The 24,538-nt window shown below is 40.1% G+C and carries 18 protein-coding genes and 1 pseudogene; 5 read left to right on the top strand and 14 right to left on the bottom strand.

Features of this window, described 5'->3' with window-relative positions:
- Positions 1-3: 3 nt before the first annotated feature.
- The 11 genes from nuoL to EXE10_RS13660 form a co-directional block, all read right to left on the bottom strand.
- Positions 4-1,893: an NADH-quinone oxidoreductase subunit L gene (nuoL, locus tag EXE10_RS13710; RefSeq protein WP_130113735.1), complete on the bottom strand. Its 1,890-nt coding sequence runs from the start codon at positions 1,891-1,893 to the stop codon at positions 4-6.
- A complete protein-coding gene (gene nuoK / locus EXE10_RS13705; RefSeq protein ID WP_068974051.1) occupies positions 1,890-2,198 on the bottom strand; it encodes an NADH-quinone oxidoreductase subunit NuoK in 309 nt (102 codons plus the stop codon). Before nuoK ends, nuoL begins: the two co-directional genes overlap by 4 nt.
- Positions 2,198-2,716, bottom strand: a complete 519-nt coding sequence (nuoJ, locus tag EXE10_RS13700; RefSeq protein ID WP_171405010.1) for an NADH-quinone oxidoreductase subunit J — start codon at positions 2,714-2,716, stop codon at positions 2,198-2,200. Before nuoJ ends, nuoK begins: the two co-directional genes overlap by 1 nt.
- Positions 2,716-3,258, bottom strand: coding sequence for an NADH-quinone oxidoreductase subunit NuoI (nuoI, locus tag EXE10_RS13695; RefSeq protein ID WP_068974053.1), 543 nt, complete (start codon positions 3,256-3,258; stop codon positions 2,716-2,718). Before nuoI ends, nuoJ begins: the two co-directional genes overlap by 1 nt.
- A gap of 18 nt (positions 3,259-3,276) precedes the next feature.
- Positions 3,277-4,290: an NADH-quinone oxidoreductase subunit NuoH gene (gene nuoH / locus EXE10_RS13690; protein ID WP_068974054.1), complete on the bottom strand. Its 1,014-nt coding sequence runs from the start codon at positions 4,288-4,290 to the stop codon at positions 3,277-3,279.
- A gap of 2 nt (positions 4,291-4,292) precedes the next feature.
- On the bottom strand, positions 4,293-6,974 hold the full coding sequence (gene nuoG, locus EXE10_RS13685) for an NADH-quinone oxidoreductase subunit NuoG (RefSeq protein WP_130113734.1): 2,682 nt from the start codon (positions 6,972-6,974) through the stop codon (positions 4,293-4,295).
- An 11-nt stretch (positions 6,975-6,985) separates the two neighbouring features.
- Complete coding sequence (gene nuoF, locus EXE10_RS13680) at positions 6,986-8,317, bottom strand: NADH-quinone oxidoreductase subunit NuoF (protein WP_068974056.1); 1,332 nt, start codon at positions 8,315-8,317, stop codon at positions 6,986-6,988.
- Complete coding sequence (gene nuoE, locus EXE10_RS13675; RefSeq protein WP_068974057.1) at positions 8,314-8,823, bottom strand: NADH-quinone oxidoreductase subunit NuoE; 510 nt, start codon at positions 8,821-8,823, stop codon at positions 8,314-8,316. The genes nuoF and nuoE overlap by 4 nt, the downstream gene beginning before the upstream one ends.
- Positions 8,824-8,835: 12 nt before the next feature.
- Positions 8,836-10,623 (bottom strand): NADH-quinone oxidoreductase subunit C/D, encoded by a 1,788-nt coding sequence (nuoC, locus tag EXE10_RS13670; RefSeq protein ID WP_068974058.1) that lies wholly within the window; start codon positions 10,621-10,623, stop codon positions 8,836-8,838.
- Between the two features lie 86 nt (positions 10,624-10,709).
- Positions 10,710-11,387 carry a NuoB/complex I 20 kDa subunit family protein gene (locus EXE10_RS13665; RefSeq protein WP_010115110.1) on the bottom strand — a complete coding sequence of 226 codons (678 nt, stop codon included), beginning with the start codon at positions 11,385-11,387 and terminating at the stop codon, positions 10,710-10,712.
- Between the two features lie 7 nt (positions 11,388-11,394).
- Positions 11,395-11,943 carry an NADH-quinone oxidoreductase subunit A gene (locus EXE10_RS13660; RefSeq protein WP_068974059.1) on the bottom strand — a complete coding sequence of 183 codons (549 nt, stop codon included), beginning with the start codon at positions 11,941-11,943 and terminating at the stop codon, positions 11,395-11,397.
- Between the two features lie 736 nt (positions 11,944-12,679).
- Between EXE10_RS13660 and EXE10_RS13655 the strand changes: the two genes are divergently transcribed.
- On the top strand, positions 12,680-13,030 hold the full coding sequence (locus tag EXE10_RS13655) for a hypothetical protein (protein ID WP_068974060.1): 351 nt from the start codon (positions 12,680-12,682) through the stop codon (positions 13,028-13,030).
- 99 nt (positions 13,031-13,129) lie between these two features.
- Here the strand turns inward: EXE10_RS13655 and bfmS are convergent, their stop codons facing one another.
- Together bfmS and bfmR are read right to left on the bottom strand one after the other, a co-directional pair.
- Positions 13,130-14,779 (bottom strand): sensor histidine kinase BfmS, encoded by a 1,650-nt coding sequence (gene bfmS, locus EXE10_RS13650; protein ID WP_068974061.1) that lies wholly within the window; start codon positions 14,777-14,779, stop codon positions 13,130-13,132.
- Positions 14,780-14,856: 77 nt separating this feature from the next.
- The gene (gene bfmR / locus EXE10_RS13645; RefSeq protein ID WP_068974062.1) at positions 14,857-15,570 is read right to left on the bottom strand and encodes a response regulator transcription factor BfmR; all 714 of its coding nucleotides are present in this window, start codon (positions 15,568-15,570) and stop codon (positions 14,857-14,859) included.
- A 557-nt stretch (positions 15,571-16,127) separates the two neighbouring features.
- On the opposite strand from bfmR, the gene EXE10_RS13640 reads away from it, so the two are divergent.
- From EXE10_RS13640 to EXE10_RS13630, 3 genes are all read left to right on the top strand, one after another.
- Positions 16,128-18,986 (top strand): ribonucleoside-diphosphate reductase subunit alpha, encoded by a 2,859-nt coding sequence (locus EXE10_RS13640; RefSeq protein WP_130113733.1) that lies wholly within the window; start codon positions 16,128-16,130, stop codon positions 18,984-18,986.
- A 124-nt stretch (positions 18,987-19,110) separates the two neighbouring features.
- Positions 19,111-19,242, top strand: a complete 132-nt coding sequence (locus EXE10_RS13635) for a preprotein translocase subunit YajC (protein WP_086322764.1) — start codon at positions 19,111-19,113, stop codon at positions 19,240-19,242.
- Between the two features lie 142 nt (positions 19,243-19,384).
- Positions 19,385-20,668 (top strand): ribonucleotide-diphosphate reductase subunit beta, encoded by a 1,284-nt coding sequence (locus EXE10_RS13630; RefSeq protein WP_068974064.1) that lies wholly within the window; start codon positions 19,385-19,387, stop codon positions 20,666-20,668.
- A 138-nt stretch (positions 20,669-20,806) separates the two neighbouring features.
- Here the strand turns inward: EXE10_RS13630 and EXE10_RS13625 are convergent, their stop codons facing one another.
- The gene (locus EXE10_RS13625) at positions 20,807-23,191 is read right to left on the bottom strand and encodes a hypothetical protein (RefSeq protein WP_130113732.1); all 2,385 of its coding nucleotides are present in this window, start codon (positions 23,189-23,191) and stop codon (positions 20,807-20,809) included.
- A gap of 148 nt (positions 23,192-23,339) precedes the next feature.
- On the opposite strand from EXE10_RS13625, the pseudogene EXE10_RS13620 reads away from it, so the two are divergent.
- Positions 23,340-24,325: pseudogene (locus tag EXE10_RS13620) on the top strand (IS3 family transposase).
- Positions 24,326-24,538 lie beyond the last annotated feature (213 nt).

Here is a 24,538-nt window from a genome sequence, read left to right as displayed (position 1 = left end):
ATCTTATTTCCCCACTACCTGAATCACGATCAAGATCATCAGCAATACCACTACACCGAGTGACATACTTGATGCATATTCACGTAATGAACCTGTTTGACGGGTACTTGTAAATTTGTTACCACCTTTCACAATCGCAGGTAATACAAGCCACAAGCCATCAATTGGATCACGACCTAAAATTTTCGCAATCAATAAATAAGGTTGAACAAATACAATGTTGTATAAAGAATCAAAACCAAATGCATTACGGCAGATATTGGCAAGACCAGCGCCTAAAGTTGTTGCTGCGAATGCTTTAACTGATTTATAAGCAAAAGCGAATAGCACAACACCAACAGCAAGACCAACAAGTGCAATACCGACTGCTGTATATTCAGCAGAATGCATACCGTGTGTTAAAGCTTCTGACACTTCAAATACAGGAATTTTTGCAGCAGTTAGTGCTTTTTCCACAGGTGCTTTTAGGAAATAAGCCAAACCTGTTGAAAGTACCGCAAGAATACCAAGAGGTAACCAGTAAGTTGCACCTTTGATTTCGTGATAAGGAGTTTTTTCTTCACCGAAGAATACAACCCAGATTAAACGGAATGTATAAATCGAAGTTAAGAATGCACCTGCTACACCGACCCAATACAACCAACCGAATGTTGCAATTGACTGACCTTGAACCCATACAGCACCCAAGATCGCATCTTTTGAGAAGAAGCCAATGGTTGCAAATGGAATAGCAGCTAATGCACCACCACCGATCAAGAAACACGCAAATAAGAATTTGTTTTTATGACGCAAACCACCCATTTTGAAGATGTTTTGTTCATGATGATACGCCAAGATCACCGCACCAGAAGACAAGAATAATAATGCCTTGAAGAATGCGTGAGAAAGCATATGGAATAGACCAGCTTGGTAAGCTTCAGCACCTACAGCCATAAACATATAACCGAGCTGACTCATAGTTGAGTAAGCAAGAATACGTTTGATGTCGGTTTGAACCAATGCAGCAAAACCAGCAACCAATAATGTTACAGCACCTGTAATCGAGATGAACTGCATTACTTCTGGTGTCATTTCAAACACAGAGAACATACGGCAGCACAAGTAAACACCTGCTGTTACCATTGTTGCAGCGTGGATTAATGCTGATACTGGTGTAGGACCAGCCATCGCATCTGCCAACCATGTTTGTAATGGGATTTGTGCAGATTTACCCGCAGCACCCAAGAACAACATCAATGAAGTCCAAAGCGCTAAATTATGATCAAGTGCTAAAACTTGTGGTGCTGTTTCAACAATCGTACCGATATGTAAAGTACCAAATTGTTGGTAAAGCAAGAACAACGCGATCAGTAAAAATACATCACCCACACGTGTTACAGTGAAAGCTTTAAGTGCAGCAAAACCATTTGCAGGATTTTGGTAGTAATAACCAATCAATAGATAAGAACACAGACCTACGCCTTCCCAACCTAAGAATAACAACGCTAAGTTGTCACCCAATACAAGCACAAGCATGCTTGCAACGAATAAGTTGAAATATGAGAAGAAACGTGCGAAGTCTTCTTCACCACGCATATACCACGTAGCGAAAATGTGAATCAAGAAACCCACACCTGTGATCATGCCCATCATTAACAATGATAAGCCGTCTAAATGTAAGCTGACACCTGGCGCAAAACCACCCACATTGAACCAAGTCCAAAGATGTTGAGTCTGTGCAACTGAGCCGTTGTTGACAAAGTCCATACCAGCGATCAATGCAAATAATGCAGAAAGACCAACTGAACCCGCGCCAATAATTGCTGCTACATTTTCAGGAAGTTTATTACGCCCTGCCGCTAAAAGGATAAAACCAATGAGCGGGAATAAAATCGTTAAATATAAATAACTCATCCGCGCATCTCACTAGCAGCATCTACATCCAAGTGATGGAAGCGATGATAGTACTGAAGGACGATCGCAAGACCGATACAAGCCTCTGCCGCAGCAAGAGTAAGGATCAAAATAAACATAATTTGACCATCAGGTTGTGCCCATGCACTTCCTGCCACAACGAATGCCAATGCTGCTGCATTCATCATGATCTCAAGGCTCATTAACATAAATAAAATATTGCGACGAACCATTACACCGTATAAACCCAGTGCAAAAAGGATGGTTGCAACGATTAAACCATGTTCTAAAGGAATGTTGCCCATTACTGTTTATCCTCTTCTGCACTTGGTACACGTTTGCCTAAGTGGTATGCCGCAACAAGTGCTGCAAGCAATAACATCGCGGCAACTTCAACCAATAATAAATAGTGGGTAAAGAGCGATTGACCAACAGCTTTTGGCCCAACAACTTGAGTACCAAGTACTGCGCCACCAGTCGTGTAGCTTGAACCCAACATCCACACTAAACATAAGCCCACGAGGAAGCTCATAAGTGCAGGATAAGCCCAAGCATCTGAAGTCAACCATTTGCGCTCTTGATCAACAGTATGTTGACCAAGATTCAGCATCATAACGACGAATACGAACAACACCATGATCGCACCCGCATAGACAATGATTTCAAGCGCTGCGGCAAATGGAGCACCAATCGTTAAGAACATCCCTGCAACAGCAAGTAAAGACACGATCAAACTTAATAATGCATGTACTGGATTCGCGTTGGTCACAACACGAACCGTAGATACGATGGCCACGAGAGCCATTAAATAAAATGGCCACATCATGGTAATAAGCTCCGTACGTCAACAGGTGCGCTTTCACGTTGCGCTTGACCTTTTTCTTTACCGTCAATTGCCATACCAGTTACACGGTAGAAATTGTAGTCTGGGTATTTACCTGGACCAGAAATGAGTAAGTTTTCTTTCTCATAAACAAGATCTTGACGTACATATTCACCTAATTCGAAATCAGGTGTTAACTGGATTGCAGTTGTTGGACATGCTTCTTCACACATACCGCAGAAAATGCAGCGTGAGAAGTTGATGCGGAAAAATTCTGGATACCAACGTCCATCTTCTTTTTCAGCTTTCTGTAATGAGATACAGCCAACAGGACATGCAACAGCACATAAGTTACACGCAACACAGCGCTCTTCGCCATCTGGATCACGTGTTAATACGATACGACCACGATAGCGCGGAGGTACGATTTGTTCGGCTGGAACTTCAGGATATAAAATTGTGTCACGTTTACGTGTCGCATGGCTAAACACCATCCACAACGAACGCACAATAGTTCCTACGCCAGCTAGAATTTTATACATTTTGTACTCCCTGCTGTCCTAGGCTTGATTCATCAGAATCACAGCACCAGTCACCAAAAGGTTAACCAATGCAAGTGGTAAACACACTTTCCAACCAAAGTTCATCACTTGGTCATAACGCGGACGCATTAACGAACCACGAGCCAAGACGAACATCATTACAAAGAATGCTGTTTTGATAATGAACCAGAACGCATCTGGAATGAATGGAATGTTTAAATTAAATGGTGCTAACCAACCGCCAAAGAATAAAGTCACGATCAATGCAGAAATTAAGATGATGTTGACGTATTCAGCAACGAAGAACATCCCCCATTTCATACCACCGTATTCTACGTGGTAACCTTCAGCCAATTCTTGTTCAGCTTCTGGTTGGTCAAATGGATGACGATGCGTAACTGCAACACCAGCCACCACAAAGATCATGAAACCAATAAATTGTGGAATCACGAACCATACATCACGTTGTGCTTCTACGATTTCACGTAAGTTGAATGAGCCTGCAATTGCGACTACACCCATCAATGAAATACCCAAGAACACTTCATAAGAAATGGTTTGTGCAGCAGAACGTAAACCACCGAGTAATGCATATTTGTTATTCGATGCCCAACCACCAAATAACACGGCATACACTGCGATCCCTGCCATTGCCATAAAGAACAATAAGCCAATGCTCATGTCTGCCACACCTAAGTAAGGTGAAACAGGAATAACCATGAACGAAAGCACTGCTGTTGCCATCGCAACACCTGGTGCTAAACGGAAAGTCAGTTTATCTACGAATTTTGGTGTCCAGTCTTCTTTGAACATGATTTTCAACATGTCGGCAACAATCTGGAACATACCACCCGGACCTACACGGTTCGGACCGTAACGGTCTTGCCATAAACCCAGCAAACGACGCTCAATGAACGACATCAATGCTGCAAGTAAAACTACAACCAACAAGATCACAATGGCTTGAATCACGCTATACGCGATTGGCCAATCTTGTGCCCATGTCGGTAGGGCGCGTAAAGATTCATTCATGATTACACTCCTACCGCTACAGATACAGGTTCAGCGAGTGAAACTGTAGGCGCTTGACCTACTGGATAACCGATATAGCCTGTAGGTAAATATTCAATCACTTGCACTGGCAAACTAATTGAAGTTTCGCCTGCTTTAATTGTGATGTTTTGACCATCTTGAACATTTAAGCGTGCAGCATCTTGCTCACCCACTGCAAAAGCAGCAGTTGGAATACGAGATTCCATCGCAGGTGTTTTCACAGTGAATTCACCAGAAGCGAAAATGTGATGCATCGGTACAAGACGGAAGCTGTCTGGGTTTGCCACAACTGCTGTTGGTGCAACATAGCTACGTGCAGGACGTTTTGCTAAACGATCAAATAAACGAACGCCTGAATCACCACCTTTTAAGTGACCGCCCACTTCGTCTTGGTATTTATTCCAAGATTGTGGAGAGTTCCAACCTGGTGCCCATGCAAATGGTACCAATGCTGCAGGTGTTTGATTCCCTACATAACCTTCCATAGAGAATGTTAGTGCAGAGTCTTTATCGATAGGTTGTTTTGGCTCATGTACGTTTAATGGTGCACGAATCGCGGTACGACCTGAATAACGACGTGGTTCACGTGCAATTTTCAAACCATGAACACGGTAGCCCGCATCTGGTGCAACATCTTGAATCGCTTCAAGTACAGGTACATTTTTCACAACGCTTTCGATTACGTCATCAAGCAATGTCCAAGAAATCGCTTTGCCTTTCACGCCAGTTTCAATGGCATGTAACCAACGCCAAGATTCTTTAATCGCAAGTTCTGGTTTGTAGTAACTTGGATCATAAACTTGGTAGAAACGTTGCGCACGACCTTCTTGAGAAACAACCGTACCATCGCCTTCAGCAAAGCTTGCAGCAGATAAGACAACATTCGCAGCTTTTACAGTTTCAGTTTCTGAATGGTCAAGAACAATCACGCTTTGTGCTTTAGCAAAAGCTGCTTGTACTTGAGTTGCAGGTAAACGGCGGAACAAATCATTTTCAACCACAATGATTGAATCATAATCTTGTGCAAAAGCTTGTTCTAAGCTTAAACCACCAAACAATGCCAAGCCCATTGAGTTCACTTCAGGCACAGTTAATGTCAAGCCAGCATTATCAAGATTTTGCGCAACTTGTGCAGCAGCTTCCATGATTGCAGGGTCTTGTAAGCTTGTACCAGAGATAATCAACGGTTTTTTCGCAGCTTTCAACGTATCCGCAATGGTTTGGGCAAATGCTTTCGCATCATCATCTAAACCAAGAATCGTTTCGCCTTTCACGCCCGCAGCAATTGCAAAACCTAAACGTGCAATATCGTTTGGAGATGCAACAACTTCACCCGCAGCAACATCGGCTAAACGAGTCTGAGTTGCAGCTAAGATGTAAATTGGAGAATTCTCATCCTGACCAATACGCTTCACAGGTTCAGCCAACCAATCTTGAGTACGACGGTCTGCAGCCATTTGTTTAGCTTTGTTTTTCGCAGCTTGGCGAACAGACAATGCCATACGTGGTGCAGTTTGTGTTAAGTCTTCACCTAAAATTAACACAGCATCATAGCTTTCAATTTCACGCATACCAGGGTTATAAACACCTTCGGTTTGCATGATTGAAGCAGCCAATTCAACAAGATTTTGTTCTTTCTGAGACAAACCTGTTGAATAGTTCTCTTGACCAACTAACTCACGTAGTGCGTAGTTAGATTCAAGTGATGCACGCGGCGAACCAATACCCAAGACTTTTTTGCCTTGAACATTTGCAATCACCGTATCCAATGCTGTATCGACTGAAACAGTTTCTACAGAAGTACCTTTACGGAATTGTGGCTGACGTGGACGGTCTTCACGGTTCACATAACCAGTACCGAAACGACCTTTATCGCAAAGGAAGTATTGGTTCACTTCACCATTGAAGCGGTTCTCTACACGACGTAATTCACCATAACGTTCACCTGGTGAAATATTACAACCTGAAGAACAGCCTTGGCATACGCTTGGCGCATACTGCATGTCCCATTTACGGTTATAACGTGCTGAGTGAGTTTTGTCCGTGAATACACCTGTTGGACATACTTCAGTTAAGTTACCCGAGAATTCAGACTCTAAAGTACCTGATTCTGGACGACCGAAGTAAACACGTGATGCATTGGCATATACACCAAAATCTGTACCGCCTGCATAGTCGTTATAGTAACGAACACAACGATAACACGCGATACAACGGTTCATTTCATGTGCAATGAAAGAACCTAATTCTTGGTTATGGTGCGTACGTTTAGTAAAACGATAGCGACGACGATCGTGTTGTGTCATCACAGTCATATCTTGTAAATGACAATGACCACCTTCTTCACAGACTGGACAGTCGTGTGGATGGTTGGTCATTAAGAATTCCACGATCGACTCGCGGAAATCCTTTGCTTCTTTATCTTCAATCGAGATATAGGTATTGTCAGATGCAGGCGTCATACATGACATGACTAAACGACCGCGAGTATCCTCAGGGTTCGCATATTGAGTCACAGCACATTGACGGCAAGAACCGACAGAACCTAAAGCTGGATGCCAACAAAAATATGGGATGTCGATGCCGAGACTCAAACATGCTTGTAGCAAGTTTTCCGAGCCATTGACTTCATACGATTTTCCATCGACATGAATTGTAGCCATAGTCGAATTCCTTAAACTTGTTCTACGTTGCTTGCTTGCGCTACAGGACGATCTGTCACTTTAGCTTCAAACTCGCTACGGAAATATTTGAGCGCACCCATCAATGGTTCCATCGCACCCGGTGCATGAGCACAGAATGTTTTACCAATCCACAACTTACGAGTAAGCTCTTGAAGATGTTGAATGTCTTCCATCTTCCCTTCGCCATTCTCAATTGCTTTTAGTGCTTTTACAGCCCAAGGTAAACCATCACGGCATGGTGTACAGAATCCACATGATTCACGTGCAAAGAATTCTTCTAAGTTACGGGTAGCAGAAACCATACATTGGGTTTCATCCACAACCATAAGCAAACATGTACCTAAACGTGAACCTGCTTTCATGATGCTTTCCGCATCCATTGGCAAATCAATATGTTCAGCTGCCAAGAAGTCTGTAGATGCACCACCTGGTAACCAAGCTTTTAGTTTTAAACCATCACGCATACCGCCTGCGTAGTCTTCGATGACTTCACGCGCAGTTGTACCGAATGGTAATTCCCAAAGACCAGGGAATTTAACTTTACCTGATGCGCCAAAAATCTTGGTACCTGGATCTTTCGATTTGCCTTGCGATAAACCAACATACCACTCAGCACCACGTAACATGATTGCTGGTAAGTTGTTATAGGTTTCTACGTTATTGACAATCGTAGGACGACCCCATGCACCTGCAACTTGCGGGAACGGTGGTTTAGTACGTGGATTTGCACGACGACCTTCAAGCGAGTTAATCAATGCAGTTTCTTCACCACAGATATAACGACCCGCGCCAGTATGGACGTGTAAATCAAAGCTCCATCCTGAATCAAGGATGTTATCGCCCAAATAACCTTTAGCACGAATTTGCTCTAAAGCTTCATTTAAGTAGCCAGCAGCTTCGATGTATTCACCACGAATGAAGATATAGCCTTGTGTAGCTTCAAGGGTATAACCTGCAATCAACATCCCTTCGATCAATTGATGTGGAAGTTTCTCCATCAACAAACGGTCTTTGAATGTACCTGGTTCCATTTCATCAGCATTACAGATCAGGTATCGAGGACCACCATCATTTGGGGCCATCAATGACCATTTAATCCCCGCTGGGAAACCTGCACCACCACGACCTTTTACAGTCGCTGCTTTGATTACATCTAACACTTCAGCAGGTTTCATGCCCAATGCTTTTTTAAAGCCAGCATAACCTTCAAGTGCTTCGTAATCGTCCGCGCTGCGAACGAATTCCTGTTTGCTCAAACGCCATGTGAGTGGGTGAGTTTCAGGATTTCCTTCGCCATAAATTGGTTTTGGTTCGGTATTCATACATACTTCTCCAATAACTGTTTAACAGAAGTCACTTCAACTAAACCGTGAGTATCTTCATCAATCATCAGGGTTGGACCTTTGTCACAATTCCCTAAACAGCAGATCGGCAATAAAGTAAAACGACCATCAGCTGTCGTTTGACCAAATTGAATACCCAATTCACGTTGGAAAGCTTCCGCTAAAGTTTCCGCACCCATCAAGAAGCAAGCAATCGAATCACATAATAAAATCACGTGGCGACCAACAGGCTGACGGTAAATACGGTTATAGAAAGTTGCAACACCTTCCAAATCCGCAGTTGTAATTGTCAATAATTGAGCAATTGCATGTAACTGCGCATCATCCACCCAACCATTACGGCGTTGTACGCACTTCAACGCATCCAAAGATGCTGCGCGTGGGTATGGATAATGACCAATGTGATGTTCAATTTCATGGATTTCTTCAGCAGTTAAAATCCCTTCAACATTCACACGTGGCTTTTTATCAGTCAAAATCATCATAATGCGTACCCCTTAGCGATCCACGTCAGCCATAACGACATCAATCGTCGCTAAATAAATGATCAAGTCAGATACAAGACTGCCGTTAATCACGGAAGGAATTTGCTGTAAATGCGTGAAAGTTGGTGTACGAATACGGGTACGGTAACTCATCGTTGACTTATCAGAAGTCAAGTAATAGTTCGATGCACCTTTCACAACTTCTGCCATCACAGACGCTTCGCCTGCTGGCATTACAGGACCCCATGACACGCTCAAGAAGTGCGTAATCAAAGTTTCAATATCTTGTAAAGTCTTGTCTTTTGGTGGTGGAACTGCCAAAGGATGATCCGCTTTATATGGACCAGACGGCATATTATCCAAACACTGCTTGACGATTTTCAATGATTCTTCGATTTCACGATAGTGAACCATTACACGTGCATACGCATCGCCTTCATACTCTAATGGCACTTCGAAATCATAGTTTTCGTAGCCACTGTATGGACGATATTTACGAACGTCAAAATCAATACCTGTTGCACGTAGACCTGTACCTGTCACACCCCAAGCCAATGCAGATTTTGCATCGTATTGCGCAACATTACGTGTACGACCAACAAATACTGAGTTTTTAAGCGCCGCAGTATGGTATTCCTTCAAACGTTTTGGCATCCATTCGAGAATGTCACGAATCAGTTTTTGCCAGTTGTTTGGAAGATCGTGTGCTGTACCGCCGATACGGAACCACGCTGGGTGCATACGGAAACCTGTGATCGCTTCAATCGCGTCATAGATTTTTTGACGGTCTGCGAACATATAGAATACAGGAGTCATACCACCCGCATCCTGAATCGCTGTACCGATATACAACAAGTGGTTATTGATACGGAACAATTCAGACATCATCACACGGATACATTGTGCACGGTCAGGAACAGTGATTCCTGCCATTTGCTCAACGCCCATCACATAAGGCATGTTTTGCGCACAACCACCGAGGTAGTCCACACGGTCTGTATACGGAATGAATGAGTGCCAAGTTTGACGTTCAGCCATCTTTTCCACACCACGGTGGTGATAACCGATATCAGGCACACAGTCTTTCACTTCTTCACCGTCCAACTGCAAGATCACACGGAACGCACCGTGCGCAGATGGATGGTTAGGACCCAAGTTCAAGAACATGAAGTCTTCGTCGTCATTGCCACGGGTTAGCCCCCAGTCTTCCGGAACGAAACGAAGGTGTTCTTGTTCGAAATCTTGTTTGGCTTTGTCTTGCATATACGGCGTGTATTCAGTCGCACGTGCAGAATATTCTTTACGAAGTGGGTGACCTTCCCAATAGGTTGGTAACAAAATACGACGGAGCATTGGATGCCCTTCGAAATTGATCCCAAACATATCGTAAGCTTCGCGTTCGTACCAGTTGGCATTCGGCCAAATGTTCGTTGCGGTTGGAATGTTAATATCATTCTCATTCAACGCGACTTTGATACGAATATCACTGTTACGCTCAAGCGATAACAAATGATAGAACACAGTAAAGTCAGATGCAGGTAAACCATCACGGTGATTACGCAAACGCTCATCTACTGCTGATAAGTCAAACAGCATCACATAAGGACGTGGTACTGTACGTAAGTACATTAAAACGTCTTGTACACGAGCACGCTCAACCCAGACCGTTGGAAAATCTTCAAAGGTCGTTTGCACGTAAAAGTTCTCGCCAAATTTGGCTTTGAGATCTTCTACAATCGCAAATGCTGGGCGGGAATCAACAGGAGTCGATTCTGGCATAGCAATTTCAGTTTCAGCCATTGGCTTGGCTTCCTATTTAATACAAATTCTGTCAAATTTTCTGATGATCATACTCTTTGAATATGTCAAACATTCATCAGAAAAAATTACTCAATCTCATCCATAGAGCGTAAGTTTTTCACTGCAATACGTTCAGCGTTCTTACGGTCACGTTCTGGCATCATCTTTGGCTTATACACTGGCTTAAGATCATCACCGATTACCGCAGAAAGCGGACGACGCTCTAATTGAATTTGGTCTTGCAATAACATTAATGCTTGGATCAATGCTTCTGGACGTGGTGGACAACCTGGAACGTACACGTCAACAGGGATAATTTTATCCACACCTTGTACAACTGAATAAATGTCGTACATACCACCAGAGTTTGCACATGCACCCATTGAGATCACCCATTTAGGCTCAAGCATTTGCTCGTACAAACGCTGAATTACAGGCGCCATTTTTACAAAACACGTCCCTGCAACGATCATCAAATCCGCCTGACGCGGTGAAGCACGAATAACTTCGGCACCGAAACGTGATAAATCATGCACGCCTGTTAAAGTCGTTGCATATTCCACGTAACAGCATGAAGTACCAAAGTTAAAAGGCCATAATGAGTTTTTACGGCCCCAGTTTACAGCTGTATGTGCTACATCCTCTAAACGAGTCATAAACACATTTTTATTCACTTCTTCTTCAAGTGGATCCGTCACGATTTGACGATCTTGAAGCGGATATTGTTCAGCTTCAGGGTTCGCACGGGTTAAAGTATATTTCATTCCCGAGTTACTCCTTATTCAGAGACTTAGCCGGTGTTTTATCTTTCACACGACCAGAAGATTGAGCTGGAATTGTTCCTGTAGGATCAACCACCAACTCTTCAATTGAATTGAAGCGAGTAATTTCTGCAAGATCCATATTTGGAGAACCAATTTTAGCTTTAATACCAGCTGCTTTACGACGATCCGAAGGTGCCCAATTCAACGCACCAGTCGACATTTCATAAATCAAACCAACAAGTAAAACTAAAATAAATATTGCCGCTGTTGTGAATCCAACCCAACCTACTTCACGGACAGAGGTTGCCCATGCATATAGATAGAGAGCTTCGAGGTCAAATACCACGAAAAAGATAGCAACAAGATAGAACTTAGCAGACAAGCGGATACGTGCTCCACCAGCACTAACCACACCTGATTCAAATTGCTCTTGCTTCGCACGTCCCCATGATTTACCCCCTAGGAGTAAAGGAACGGTGAGCATAAAGACACATAAAAATGTCACGCCGATCACGAAGGCTATAATTGCCCAATCGTATGGAGTAATGGCACTCATGCGGGGATAACTCCTGGCAGGCCTATTATTTAACAAAGAATGTATGTATTGGCCTTGCAAATACACCAAACACAAAATAAATCTGGTCAATTGTACCCGATTGATGTCATCACTTGCTAGTTAATAGCTCTAAGTCTTTCGGATGATTTTTTAGGCAAAACACATAATTTTTCATGATTGTACGCTATATAGCATTCACTTATCGCTTTATCTAATCCCTTTCCTGATTATTATTATTTTTTCCGAACTTTGATTCTAATCGATGAATTAAGAATGATTAATCAGCAATTTAACTTATTTAGCTAGCCATAAAAAAGCCGAGTTCAACACTTTTTTTATCATTTTTCCTGACAAATTTATGATTTCAACCACGATCAATAATTTAATATTTTGTTACATTCTATACCAAAAAATAAACTCCATCTTGCTTATTTTAAGAAACAAATATCACATTATGAGAAAATAATTATTTTAAATTAAAATCAAACAACCCAACACCAATTAATTCTCAAATTCATACAACTACAAAATTAAACCCATTTTTATGTTTAAAATTAGATTCACTTATGCCTACTTTTAACCTACCTGATAAGCATTCAAGCTTATTCAATTATTTTTCAAATGAATAACATCTGTTAATTAACTTTATACACACCAACACTATTTGATGTGTATGCTAAGAATTAACAACATCAAACCAAGACCTTTTAAACCTATAAATCAGGGATACAACAATATGGAATTTTCAAGTAAACCAAATTACTTTTTATTTGCACAATTACTGATTCGTCATATCGAAAACTACGTCAAGAAACACCAAGATGCACAAAATGCCATTTTTGATTTACGTGATGTTTATGAAATTTTTCGTCAAGACTTAGCTGCAACAACAACCAATTTAGAAGGCATTTTGAATATTGCTGATGAATATCGCATTGACACGATTAATGGTGATCAAAAAATTATTAGCAGTTATAAAATCGATGCAGAACAAAATAGTTTACTGATTGATTTCAATGCGGATGCATTGCAATCATTAAAAGATGGCAAAGCTATTATTGAGCCAGATGCCAGTATCCAAGAATAAATATGACATTCATAAAAAAAGCCCGATCAAATTTGATTGAGCTTTTTTATTTCAATATTTTTTATCTCGATCCATTTTAGAACAAGACAGCATAATGATTTAAGCTTGGTCTTTTAATGTCCCGATTTTTTTCTTTTTAAAACGCTCCATTGGCCATGACATCGTAAAACGCGCACCGCCCAAATCTGGGCTTTCATCAACCTCAATCGTTCCACCAAACCAATAAGCAATACGACTGACAATAGACAGTCCAAGCCCATAACCACCTGATGCACGAGTACGACTATCATCTAAACGTGCAAAAGCCTCAAAAACACGCTTACGATCCTCTTCAGGAATACCAGGACCATCATCTTCTACACAGACATAAGCCATTTTTGTCTGATAATTAATTCCACCACTAATATTAATTTGCTGATCACAATAACGCACAGCATTGCCCACTAAATTTTGTACAACACGGTGTAGATAACGACGCTCTGCCTCTACCATGACATCTGATGACAAAGGATTTAAATGAATCGTTTTCTGCGTTTTCAATGCCTCAGTTTCTACTGCAACCTGTTGCAACAATTCAACCAATACAATCTGCTCAAAATCGAGTGATGGTGTGCCCTGCTCCAATTTCGCATAAGTCATGATCTCATCAATCAAGGTATTTAAAGCCTCAATATCTTTATCAATCATTTCAACCTGTTGTAGACGATACTCATGATCTTCTTCATCTGCGAGCATTTCCATACCAAAACGGATTCGCGCCACTGGCGTACGTAATTCGTGTGAAACTGCACGCATTAGCTCACGCTGTGCTTCGATCAAACGCTGAATATGATCAGACATATTGTTATAACTAGATGCCAAACTTGCCATTTCATCATAGCCTTCAACAGGTACACGTTGTGACATATCCCCTGTTTTCATCACGTCTAAAGCTTGATTGACTTGACGTAATTTACGTTGCATTGGCACAATCAAACCGTATACGCCCAAGCACAGTAAAAACATACTCAATAAAGTAATACCCGCAGCAAGTTTTACAGGCATCCAATTAAACATTGGGACAGGACCGAGGGTCAGAACATCAGTTGGAGAGTTTGGCAAGGGTGAAACAATAGAAATCGTTGTCCCACGTGCTGTCGCACTATCTCGCCATAAGATCACACTTTGATCTGAACGCAATCGACCAATTTGTTCGGAATCTAAATTGAGTTGTGATATTTTTTCAACACCCACTTTATAAGAAAAGTGTTGCTGAATTTTTTTGAGATATTCTTGCTCTTGACCTGGATAATAGACCAGATAATCTAAAATAAATACTGGAAGCGCTTTCATTTGGCGCTCACCAATTTGATCTACTTTAATATAAAGATAATGTTTGGGATCACTACGAATTCCCAACACCAAATAGGCAATCCCCTGTTCTGCATCATAGCGTACAACTGCTTTTTGCTCAGAGATCCGTTTTTCTTCTGTACGAGATAAATCTACTTTTGCTGAATCTAAATAATAAATTGGAAGTTCAAGTAAATCTGATGCATCTGAAATCCAATCTAAGCGCTGTTGCTCAGTTTGTTGGCGTGCCACACCCTCACTGATGACATAGGAAATTCCATCAGTCAAAGACTCACGGTATTCTTGTGCACGTTGGTAGTTAATAATTTGAACCAATAAATATCCAAATAATGCTACCAAAACGACAAGAATGACCAATCCCGCGTAGATACGTAAGAATATGCTGTGTTTAGACACGCAAACTAACCTTCTTGCTTGCTACTTATCTTTATTACAAGGATAAAAATAAGTAGCTTAGATAAAGAATGAATTGCTTATAAACCTGTTTCTTTTACGAATAAATAACCTTTACTACGTACGGTTTTGATGCGTTTTGGATTTTCAGGGTCATCACCAATTTTTGGACGAATACGTGAAATACGCACATCAATTGAACGGTCTTGACCGTCGTATTCGATACCACGTAAGCGTTCAAAAATATCTTCACGAGAAAGGATACGACCCGCATTTGATGCAAGTAACCAGAGCAAGTCATATTCAGCACTAGTGAAATCAACCAATTCGTTATTCAAGGTAACTGAACGACCACCGTTATCAATCACAAGATCATCAAACTCGATACGTTGTGCAACTTCATCTTCAGGCGCTTTATCTGTACGACGTAATAAAGCACGAATACGTGCAAGTAAAACACGTGGCTGAACAGGTTTAGCGACATAGTCATCTGCACCCATTTCCAAACCAAGCACTTGATCCATATCTTCGGTACGAGCTGTCAACATTAAAATCGGTTGATGATAATGTGGACGCACTTCACGGCATACCGTTAAGCCGTCTGCACCTGGTAACATCACGTCTAGAACAACCAAATCAGGTTGTTCTGCAATAATACGACGAATGGCACGGTTGCCATCTGGTTCTACCCCAACTTCAAGTCCATTACGGATTAAATATTCTTGAGTTAAACGAGCGAGACGCTCATCATCTTCAACAATCAGAATTTTTGGTAACTTTTCTTCTTGGCTCATTTAATTTGCCCCTATATTTAATTGGGTGACTGCTACAAATCTCGTAGATTCAACACACTATGATTTGCAATATACACACGTTTACATTGTAAACAAGACCCTATTCACCAAACTGATACATGAGCGTATCAATTTGTAATATTTTTATTAACTGTTGAATTGTCGACACTTTTGAATTTTTAAAACTTTGATTAAAAATTTTTCTTTATAACAATCAATATAGACGTGATTTTCTATACAAAATATTTCATTGTACATATTCTGTCTCATCAGTTCATCGCTTTTTGAGTTATCCACACAGTTATCTATAAGCACTCTTTGCAGTCTTTGCTATGCTATGCCCTTGTCATATAAGGCATATAACAAAAACGGTTCTTTTAGGAAAAAAGACAGGCATAAAAATTTACTGTTTAGGGATAAAACATTCTTAAAATGTCAATATTGATATGCACATAAAATTCCCGTATCTTGTGTTCTAAATTAAATTAAACCACTAAGTATTGTGTTTTAGTCCTCAAATATCGTGACAACTATCCTTTTCAGTATGTCCGATTCAAATGGTCCATAAACATAACAATGAAGACAATGGAGCTACGCTGACAATGAACGCCATTACAACCCCCGGTCTACTTCAAGTGATTAAACGCACTGGTGATGTTGCCGCTTTTGATGCAGATAAAATTTCTGTAGCAATTGGTAAAGCTTTTTTGGCTGTAGAAGGTCAACAAAGTGCTGATTCAAGCCGTATTCACGATCGCATCACTCAGCTCACTGAGATGGTGATGAATACTTTTAATCGTCGTTTACCATCTGGCGGAACAATTCATATTGAAGAGATTCAAGACCAAGTTGAATTGGCTTTGATGCGTACAGGCGAACAAAAAGTTGCACGTGCTTATGTAATTTATCGTGATCAACGTTCTGAAGCACGTAAACAAACAGGTGCTCATCATCACCCTACCTTACAAATCACAGATGCGAACGGTCAGCTTCAGCCTCTTGATTTGGGTAAAATTCAAGCCACGATTCAAAAAGCCAGCGAAGGCTTAGAAGGCATTGAAGTTCAAGCCATTGTCGATGAAACAGTTAAAAACTTATATAACGGTGTAAAACAGTCAGACATCTCAACCACCATGATGATGGCGACACGTACCCGTATTGAGCAAGAACCTAACTATACTTATGTCACCGCGCGTTTACTTCGTGATGACTTGGTTGCAACTGGTCTTAAATTCTTAGGTTTAGCATCAGATACTTTAGAAAATGACGCACTTGAAACCTATTTGAAAAAAGGGATCGAGTTAGAGTTACTTTCACCAGAGCTTTTAAACTTTGACCTTGCACAATTGGCAGCAGCGATCAAACCTGAACGTTCTAACCAATTTACTTATTTAGGTCTACAAACATTATTTGACCGTTATTTTATTCATTCAAATGATGTCCGTTTCGAGCTTCCGCAATTGTTCTTCATGCGTGTTTCGATGGGTCTTGCGTTAAACGAAGATAATAAAGAACAGCGTGCAATTGAATTCTATGACTTATTGTCTAGCTTCGACTACATGGCTTCTACACCAACATTGTTTAACTCAGGGACTCTACGTCCACAATTGTCTAGCTGTTATTTAACCACCATCCAAGATGACCTTTATGACATCTATGGTGCGATGCGTGACAATGCCCTACTTTCTAAATGGGCGGGCGGTTTAGGTAATGATTGGACACCAGTTCGTGCTTTGAATTCATACATCAAAGGAACAAACGGTAAATCTCAAGGTGTTGTACCTTTCCTTAAAGTTGCCAATGATACTGCTGTTGCGGTCAACCAAGGTGGTAAACGTAAAGGTGCGGTGTGTGCATACTTAGAAACTTGGCACTTGGATATTGAAGAATTCCTAGAGCTTCGTAAAAACACAGGTGATGACCGTCGTCGTACCCATGACATGAACACGGCAAACTGGGTTCCAGATTTGTTCATGCAACGTGTATTTGAAGATGCTGAATGGACTTTATTCACACCATCAGAGACACCTGATCTACATGATTTGACTGGTGCAGAATTCGCTGAACGCTATGCGTATTACGAAGGCATTGCCAAAGAACAAAACATGCTGCATAAGAAAATCCGTGCGAAAGACTTATGGCGCAAAATGTTGTCAATGTTGTTTGAAACGGGTCATCCTTGGATCACATTCAAAGACGTATGTAACTTACGTTCACCACAACAACACGTTGGCGTAGTTCATTCTTCTAACTTATGTACAGAAATCACTTTAAATACCAATAAAGATGAAATCGCTGTATGTAACTTAGGTTCGATCAACCTTGTACAACACGTTCAAGGTGGCAAGTTAGATCGTGAAAAACTAGCTCGCACAGTGAAAACTGCTGTTCGTATGCTCGATAACGTGATTGACATTAACTACTATGCTGTTGAACAAGCACGTAATTCAAACTTGAAACACCGTCCAGTCGGTATGGGTATCATGGGCTTCCAAGATGCTTTATATGAATTGGGCATGGGTTATGGTTCGGATGAAGCAGTAGACTTCGCTGATGAATCTATGGAAGTGATCAGCTACTACGCGATTGAAACGTCAAGCAACTTGGCTGTTGAACGTGGTGTTTATTCAACATTTAAAGGTTCATTGTGGGATCAAGGTATTCTTCCAATCGACTCTTTAGAAATCGTGGCGAAATCACGTCCTGAACGTATGTTCGAAGTTGATCGTACACAACGTTTGGACTGGGATACTTTACGTACCAAAGTTCAAAAAGACGGTATGCGTAACTCAAACGTGATGGCAATTGCACCAACTGCAACCATTTCAAATATTTGTGGTGTTTCTCAGTCTATCGAGCCTACATTCCAAAACCTATATGTGAAATCTAACCTTTCTGGTGAATTCACAGTGATCAACCCGTACTTAGTACGTGCGTTAAAAGATCGTGGTCTTTGGGACTCTGTGATGGTCAATGACTTGAAACACTTCGAAGGTTCAGTACAGAAAATTGCCCGTATTCCTGAAGAATTAAAAGCAATCTTTGCCACTGCGTTTGAAGTCGATACTCGTTGGATCGTAGATGCTGCATCACGTCGTCAAAAATGGATCGACCAAGCGCAATCGCTTAACCTTTACATCTCTGGTGCAAATGGTAAGAAATTGGACATCACCTATAAGATGGCTTGGTTACGTGGTCTTAAAACGACTTATTACCTCCGTGCATTGGGTGCGACTTCTGCTGAGAAATCGACAATCAATACAGGTGCATTGAACGCGGTTAAACCAACGACTGTTGCAGCTCCAGTTACTGAAACTAAACCTGCAGTGCCTGCTGAAGAAGATGGTTTTGCAAATGCAGCACCAGTTCCTCAAGCATGTTCAATCGACAATCCTGATTGCGAAGCTTGTCAGTAATTTAATCCACCTCCCCTAACCCCTCCTGAAAGGAGGGGGATTTCCTTTGAATCAAATCAAGTGACAAGTTCCCTCTCCTTTTTAAGGAGAGGGTTAGGGAGAGGATCTAAACAGAGGCTAAGAAATGTTCCATTTAAGTCATAACTACGAGTTAGGCGTAATCGCACTGATCTTAGCCTTTTTAATTTTTTATATACCAATGGCATACGCATTCTTTGCCATTCGTAAGCAACAAAAGCGTAAGCAAAATAAGTAGTGTGGGTATCTGTTCTTTCGAACAAGATTAAGACAACTATCGGCAAAACTTAATTTTGCTTACACAGAATGAGCGTATAGTAGTGACATCTTCGTTTGTAAGATGTCCATAACAGATATAAAGCAACGAAGAGAGAACAAACATGTCTATCCTAAGTTGGGACGATTTCGAAGATGATGAACCGAAACAAGCTGCACAAGCTCACCAGCCTGCGCCCGTCGAACCGAAGAAAACGACTGATTCGCAAGTGGTATCTGATGCACAGCAATCATCGCAGAATTTGGCAACTGCACAACCCGCTGGAACCAATCAAAGAACCACAAAACATTCAACCGATTCCTTGGCAAGAGCATCTGCAGCCTTAGAAACATTGGATGTTGCACCTGGCTTAGAAGAGCTTGAAATGGGTGCACAACGTGTACAAGTTGATGATAAAGCAATGATCAACTGTCGCGCTGACTTGAACCAACTTGTACCATTCAAATATGAATGGGCTTGGCAAAAATACCTAGATGGATGTGCAAACCACTGGATGCCACAAGAAGTCAACATGAACCATGACATCGCACTTTGGAAGTCTGAAAATGGCTTAACCGAAGATGAGCGTACGATTGTAATGCGTTCTTTAGGTTTCTTCTCGACTGCCGATTCCTTGGTTGCAAATAACTTGGTACTTGCGATTTACCGTCACATTACCAACCCTGAATGCCGTCAGTACATTTTACGTCAAGCATTTGAAGAAGCGATTCACACACATGCTTACCAATACTGCATCGAATCTTTAGGTATGGATGAAGGCGAAGTCTTCAACATGTACCGTGAAGTTCCATCAGTAGCGCGTAAAGCAGCTTGGGGCTTGAAATATACGCAGTCTTTAAGTGATCCTACTTTCAAAACTGGTACACCTGAAAACGATCAAATCTTACTACGTAACTTGATCGCTTTCTATTGTGTACTTGAAGGGATCTTCTTCTACTGTGGTTTCAGCCAAATCTTGTCAATGGGTCGTCGTAACAAGATGAACGGTGTTGCTGAGCAATTCCAATACATCTTACGTGATGAGTCTATGCACTTGAACTTTGGTATCGACATGATTAACCAAATCAAGATCGAAAATCCAAACCTGTGGACTGCTGAATTCCAAGAAGAAATCGTTCAGATGATTCTTGAAGGTACTATGCTTGAGATCGAATATGCGCGTGACACAATGCCACGTGGTGTATTGGGTATGAATGCAGCGATGATGGAAGAATATTTGAAATTCATTGCAAACCGTCGTTTGGCTCAGTTGGGCTTACCTGAACAATTTGCAGGTGTGAACAACCCATTCCAATGGATGTCTGAAATGATGGACTTGCGTAAAGAGAAGAATTTCTTTGAAACGCGCGTAACAGACTATCAGACTGGTGGTGCGTTAAGCTGGTAATATGTTGATCGTCACGCGACACATAAGTTGTCATTTGCGACGCATAAAATGTCATTGCGCGACACATAAGTTGTCATTGAGAAACCGCCATTAATGGCGGTTTTTTCTTTAATCCAAATTGAATTTTAATCACATAAGTTAATCTAATCTAACTATTTGATCATTCTTCCAAATATAAACTTGTTTATGCCGATATTGGTTAGTTCTGAAATATTCATATACCTCTACACCACCGTTATAGTTTTGTCTCCTCTCCCCCCACAATACCCACATAAAAGTTTGTTCAGTTTCCGCAAGATATTTTTGAAAAAGATCTTTTCTTAAATATGATAAATTGCCTTGCAAAATATCATTATCAGATTTAAAAGTTCTAAAAATAGATGCTACCCCATCAGGATCATATAAGTCTGGATCACCATTATGATATTTTAAACCTAGTCTCTCGCATAGTTCAGGGGTTGGAAAATCTATTCCTCCAGCTTGATTTAAAGTACTATGATAAGACTCCCAAGAATAAGATTGCACAGGAACTTCTATTAAAAAGCTAGATTCATCCCATGAATCAAAATTCATTCGACTACTTACATTGTAATTCAGTTTCAAAAATGTATTTCCCAAAACCATTTCACCTGCGTATTTGTAATGGTTTTCAGGAATTTGTGGCAAAGTAATACCACTAATATCATCTTCATTTAAAATAAAATCACTTATTGTGGAAATGTGTTCATTAGAAATAAAAAAACCTCTCATGAATGTAAATATTTCGCGATAATCCGCTTTCGAGCCCTCTTCCAGAAATCCATTCAGTAAAATCCAACTATCCGTTTGGGTAAACTGCTGAGTCTCTAATAAATCCAAATAATTCGGGGTTGGTCCATTTACAATCCACTCACCAATATCATTTGGAGCATCGGTAAATATATCTGTAAGTGCTGGATTCCAAGAATTAGTAACGTTAGGGAATGTTGGATCGATGCTAACATCGCTACATCTTTCATTACTACGCCAATCATCTAAAAGCTCTCTATCAGCTTTCCACCCATACATTTCATAGAAAGCAATCCAACTATATTTTTTCCCATATCTATCTATTTTTACATCACGATCATAATAAGAACTTGAACCAATACCTCTATCAATCTCTTGAAATTTTTCAGGTTCATATCCAAGCTGAATCATCCTCTTTAAAATAGTTCTTCTTGTTTGAATATAATCAGGATGTGAATCATCATAATTAGCTCTATTAGTAGTTAGCCTTCCAATAGTGTAATTATTAAAGTCCATACGAAGAGCTACTTTCTTGACTTCAATTATTCTCTCTTCACTAACATCAGGAAGACTCTCAAACAAGTTTGGTAAATGCTTATAAGGCTTTTGACAATAATTTAAATATTCTTGACTGACAAAATTTTGATCTACAGTTAAAGCATGATTAATAATACCTAAGAAATATTCTCTCAAAATTGTATGAGTCGTAAAGTGTCGGGCATTTGGCAAAAAACAAGATTCAATTATTCGTATCGCAAAATTACAGACATTACTATTTATTTCTTTTCCATCAGTAAAATCAGCACTTAAAATAGCTCCATACGCCGCAGCAAAAGTTCTTTCAGGCACATATGGATCCGTAATATCTAATGAATTAATTGCCATCTCAAAAAATGTTTTTGGATCTTTTTTCGCATATATAGAAAGTACTTTTGTAGCTTGATCTCTTAAATCTCTATGGTTAGTTGTTAATAACCATTGGACCCATATAGCTCGACCTTTTTCATTAGAACCAATTTGTATTTCAGACCATCTTTTTTCAAGGACTTCTAGGTCATTTTTAAGTTCTCTAGAATTTTTTCTTATCCATTCAGACCATGTTAAATCACGGTATGTATTGCTCATATTTCTTAAAGATTTATCTAAGAAATTTGCATCAAATGGATAGGCATATGCAGAACGAGTAGTTTTCAGCTTTGCAAATGCTTTAGAAGCAAATTTTTCTGAGGATAATAAATACGTCTGAAATTGCTCTATTGTTTCTCTATTGATAAGAGCCGCTTGCTCTTGCGTAGTTTTTAAAAGAGCCTGCTCCCTGTAATCGCCATCCAACAATTGCCAAAATTGTTTTCTAGAATTAGATTTAGGATATAAGCCAACCAATGAGTTAAAAACATCATAAGCTAAAGTATTTGAATGTGATTGGTTATACTGAATTTTATTACTATTTTGCATTATCCAACTATTAAAATCTCCTTTCAATAAGTATTCAGCTATTTTAAAGCCCGCCATTAGATCATAAGTAAAACCAATCTCTTGCCTTCCACTCTGCGATCTATATCTTAATAGAACACCTTCAGATTCAAGACTTTTTATTAAACTACTCCCCCAATCAACAATATCATTAGCAATTCTACGAGCCTGTCTAAACTCTAAAGTTCTACAATTTTCTTTCCATAACACTTCAGCAATATTCAATAAAGCATCTTCAATATCCTCATGGTATAGCCTTTGATTTGATGAAGATAAAGCCACAATACGGTCAATTGCATTTTTAAAATATTTCTCAAATATAGCAACTTGAGAACGAGGTAATGCTTCTACACCTACAACTATTTGATGTGTGCTGATAAAAGCGGAGACTTTAACTTGGTAAACTAAACGTACTTATCAGGAGTTTACCATGAGCAAAAAGCAAAAGATTTATACAGCAGAATTTAAAGCTGAAGCAATAAAACAAATTGAAGAAAATAAAGGCAATGTTTCGGAAACAGCAGCGTACTTTGCCAAGGAAAGTCAGTGAGGTACGCCTGTATGAAACAGTATAAAGATACATATCCAATTACTATGATGGCAAAGCTGTTAAAAGTGTCAGTTTCGCGATTTTATGACTGGTTGAAACGAGGCATGAGTAAAAGAGTTGTTCTAAGAAACCAGCAGACAATCCTAGTCAAAATAGCATATCAGGAAACCCATGAAAGCTATGGTTATGTTCGTCTAGCGAAGTATCTACAGTCACAAGGCATTCAAATCAGTGAGTATGCAGTCCGTTGTATTAAAAAACTAAATCAGTTGTACTGTAAGCGTCATAAGCGTTTTAAAAGGACAATAAATAGCGATCATAATCGTTCAGTTTACAATAATTTGTTAGAACAAAACTTTGCAGTAACTGCTCCAAATGTTGCATGGGTAAGTGACATTACCTACATTTGGACAAATGAAGGATGGCTATATTTAGCTGCTTTAAAAGACCTTTATAGCAAACAAGTGGTTGGCTATAGCTTAAGTGAACGTATGACAGCAGATCTCGTTTGCAATGCACTGAGTATGGCGATTCGCAATCATAAGCCATCTCAAGGCTTAATTGTTCATTCGGACAGAGGTAGTCAATATTGCAGTCATGAATATCGTAATATGATTGAAAAATATGGATTTCAGGGTTCAATGAGCAAAAAAGGAGACTGTTACGATAATGCACCTATTGAGAGCTTCTGGGGCATACTCAAAAATGAGTTGGTTCACCATCGCAACTACAAAACAAGGGAAGATGCTAAAGCAGATATTATAAAATACATAGAGCTATTTTATAATCAACAAAGGATTCAGAAAGGACTGGATTTTAAGACACCAAATCAAATGGCAGAGGACTTTTACAAGTTGGCTGCCTAAAATCTCCCAAGTGGAAGTCTCCTGTTATTTCAGCACACATCATAATTTCCATAATCAAAACATTCATTTCCTTAAGCTTCTTATCATTATAAAAACCTTTCATTACAGTAATTTTTATAAAATTTACTAAATAATTATAGACTCATCCACACAATACAAATCTTTAAGCTCCTCAAAAAACTGTTTACCGATTGCAGATAAAACATATGTTTT

The organism is Acinetobacter sp. WCHAc060033 (genome assembly GCF_004209125.1).
Lineage (GTDB): Bacteria > Pseudomonadota > Gammaproteobacteria > Pseudomonadales > Moraxellaceae > Acinetobacter > Acinetobacter wuhouensis.
This window is presented reverse-complemented; position numbering and strand designations above follow the sequence as displayed.

Bases quoted from the DNA above. Each gene is read 5' to 3' on its own strand.
- nuoC (WP_068974058.1), bottom strand. From the start codon at position 10,623: ATGGCTGAAACTGAAATTGCTATGCCAGAATCGACTCCTGTTGATTCC.
- EXE10_RS13665 (WP_010115110.1), bottom strand. From the start codon at position 11,387: ATGAAATATACTTTAACCCGTGCGAACCCTGAAGCTGAACAATATCCG.
- EXE10_RS13660 (WP_068974059.1), bottom strand. From the start codon at position 11,943: ATGAGTGCCATTACTCCATACGATTGGGCAATTATAGCCTTCGTGATC.
- nuoF (WP_068974056.1), bottom strand. From the start codon at position 8,317: ATGAATACCGAACCAAAACCAATTTATGGCGAAGGAAATCCTGAAACT.
- EXE10_RS13635 (WP_086322764.1), top strand. From the start codon at position 19,111: ATGTTCCATTTAAGTCATAACTACGAGTTAGGCGTAATCGCACTGATC.
- EXE10_RS13630 (WP_068974064.1), top strand. From the start codon at position 19,385: ATGTCTATCCTAAGTTGGGACGATTTCGAAGATGATGAACCGAAACAA.
- nuoL (WP_130113735.1), bottom strand. From the start codon at position 1,893: ATGAGTTATTTATATTTAACGATTTTATTCCCGCTCATTGGTTTTATC.
- nuoI (WP_068974053.1), bottom strand. From the start codon at position 3,258: ATGTATAAAATTCTAGCTGGCGTAGGAACTATTGTGCGTTCGTTGTGG.
- bfmR (WP_068974062.1), bottom strand. From the start codon at position 15,570: ATGAGCCAAGAAGAAAAGTTACCAAAAATTCTGATTGTTGAAGATGAT.
- EXE10_RS13640 (WP_130113733.1), top strand. From the start codon at position 16,128: ATGGTCCATAAACATAACAATGAAGACAATGGAGCTACGCTGACAATG.
- nuoE (WP_068974057.1), bottom strand. From the start codon at position 8,823: ATGATGATTTTGACTGATAAAAAGCCACGTGTGAATGTTGAAGGGATT.
- nuoH (WP_068974054.1), bottom strand. From the start codon at position 4,290: ATGAATGAATCTTTACGCGCCCTACCGACATGGGCACAAGATTGGCCA.
- nuoG (WP_130113734.1), bottom strand. From the start codon at position 6,974: ATGGCTACAATTCATGTCGATGGAAAATCGTATGAAGTCAATGGCTCG.
- nuoK (WP_068974051.1), bottom strand. From the start codon at position 2,198: ATGGGCAACATTCCTTTAGAACATGGTTTAATCGTTGCAACCATCCTT.
- EXE10_RS13655 (WP_068974060.1), top strand. From the start codon at position 12,680: ATGGAATTTTCAAGTAAACCAAATTACTTTTTATTTGCACAATTACTG.
- nuoJ (WP_171405010.1), bottom strand. From the start codon at position 2,716: ATGTGGCCATTTTATTTAATGGCTCTCGTGGCCATCGTATCTACGGTT.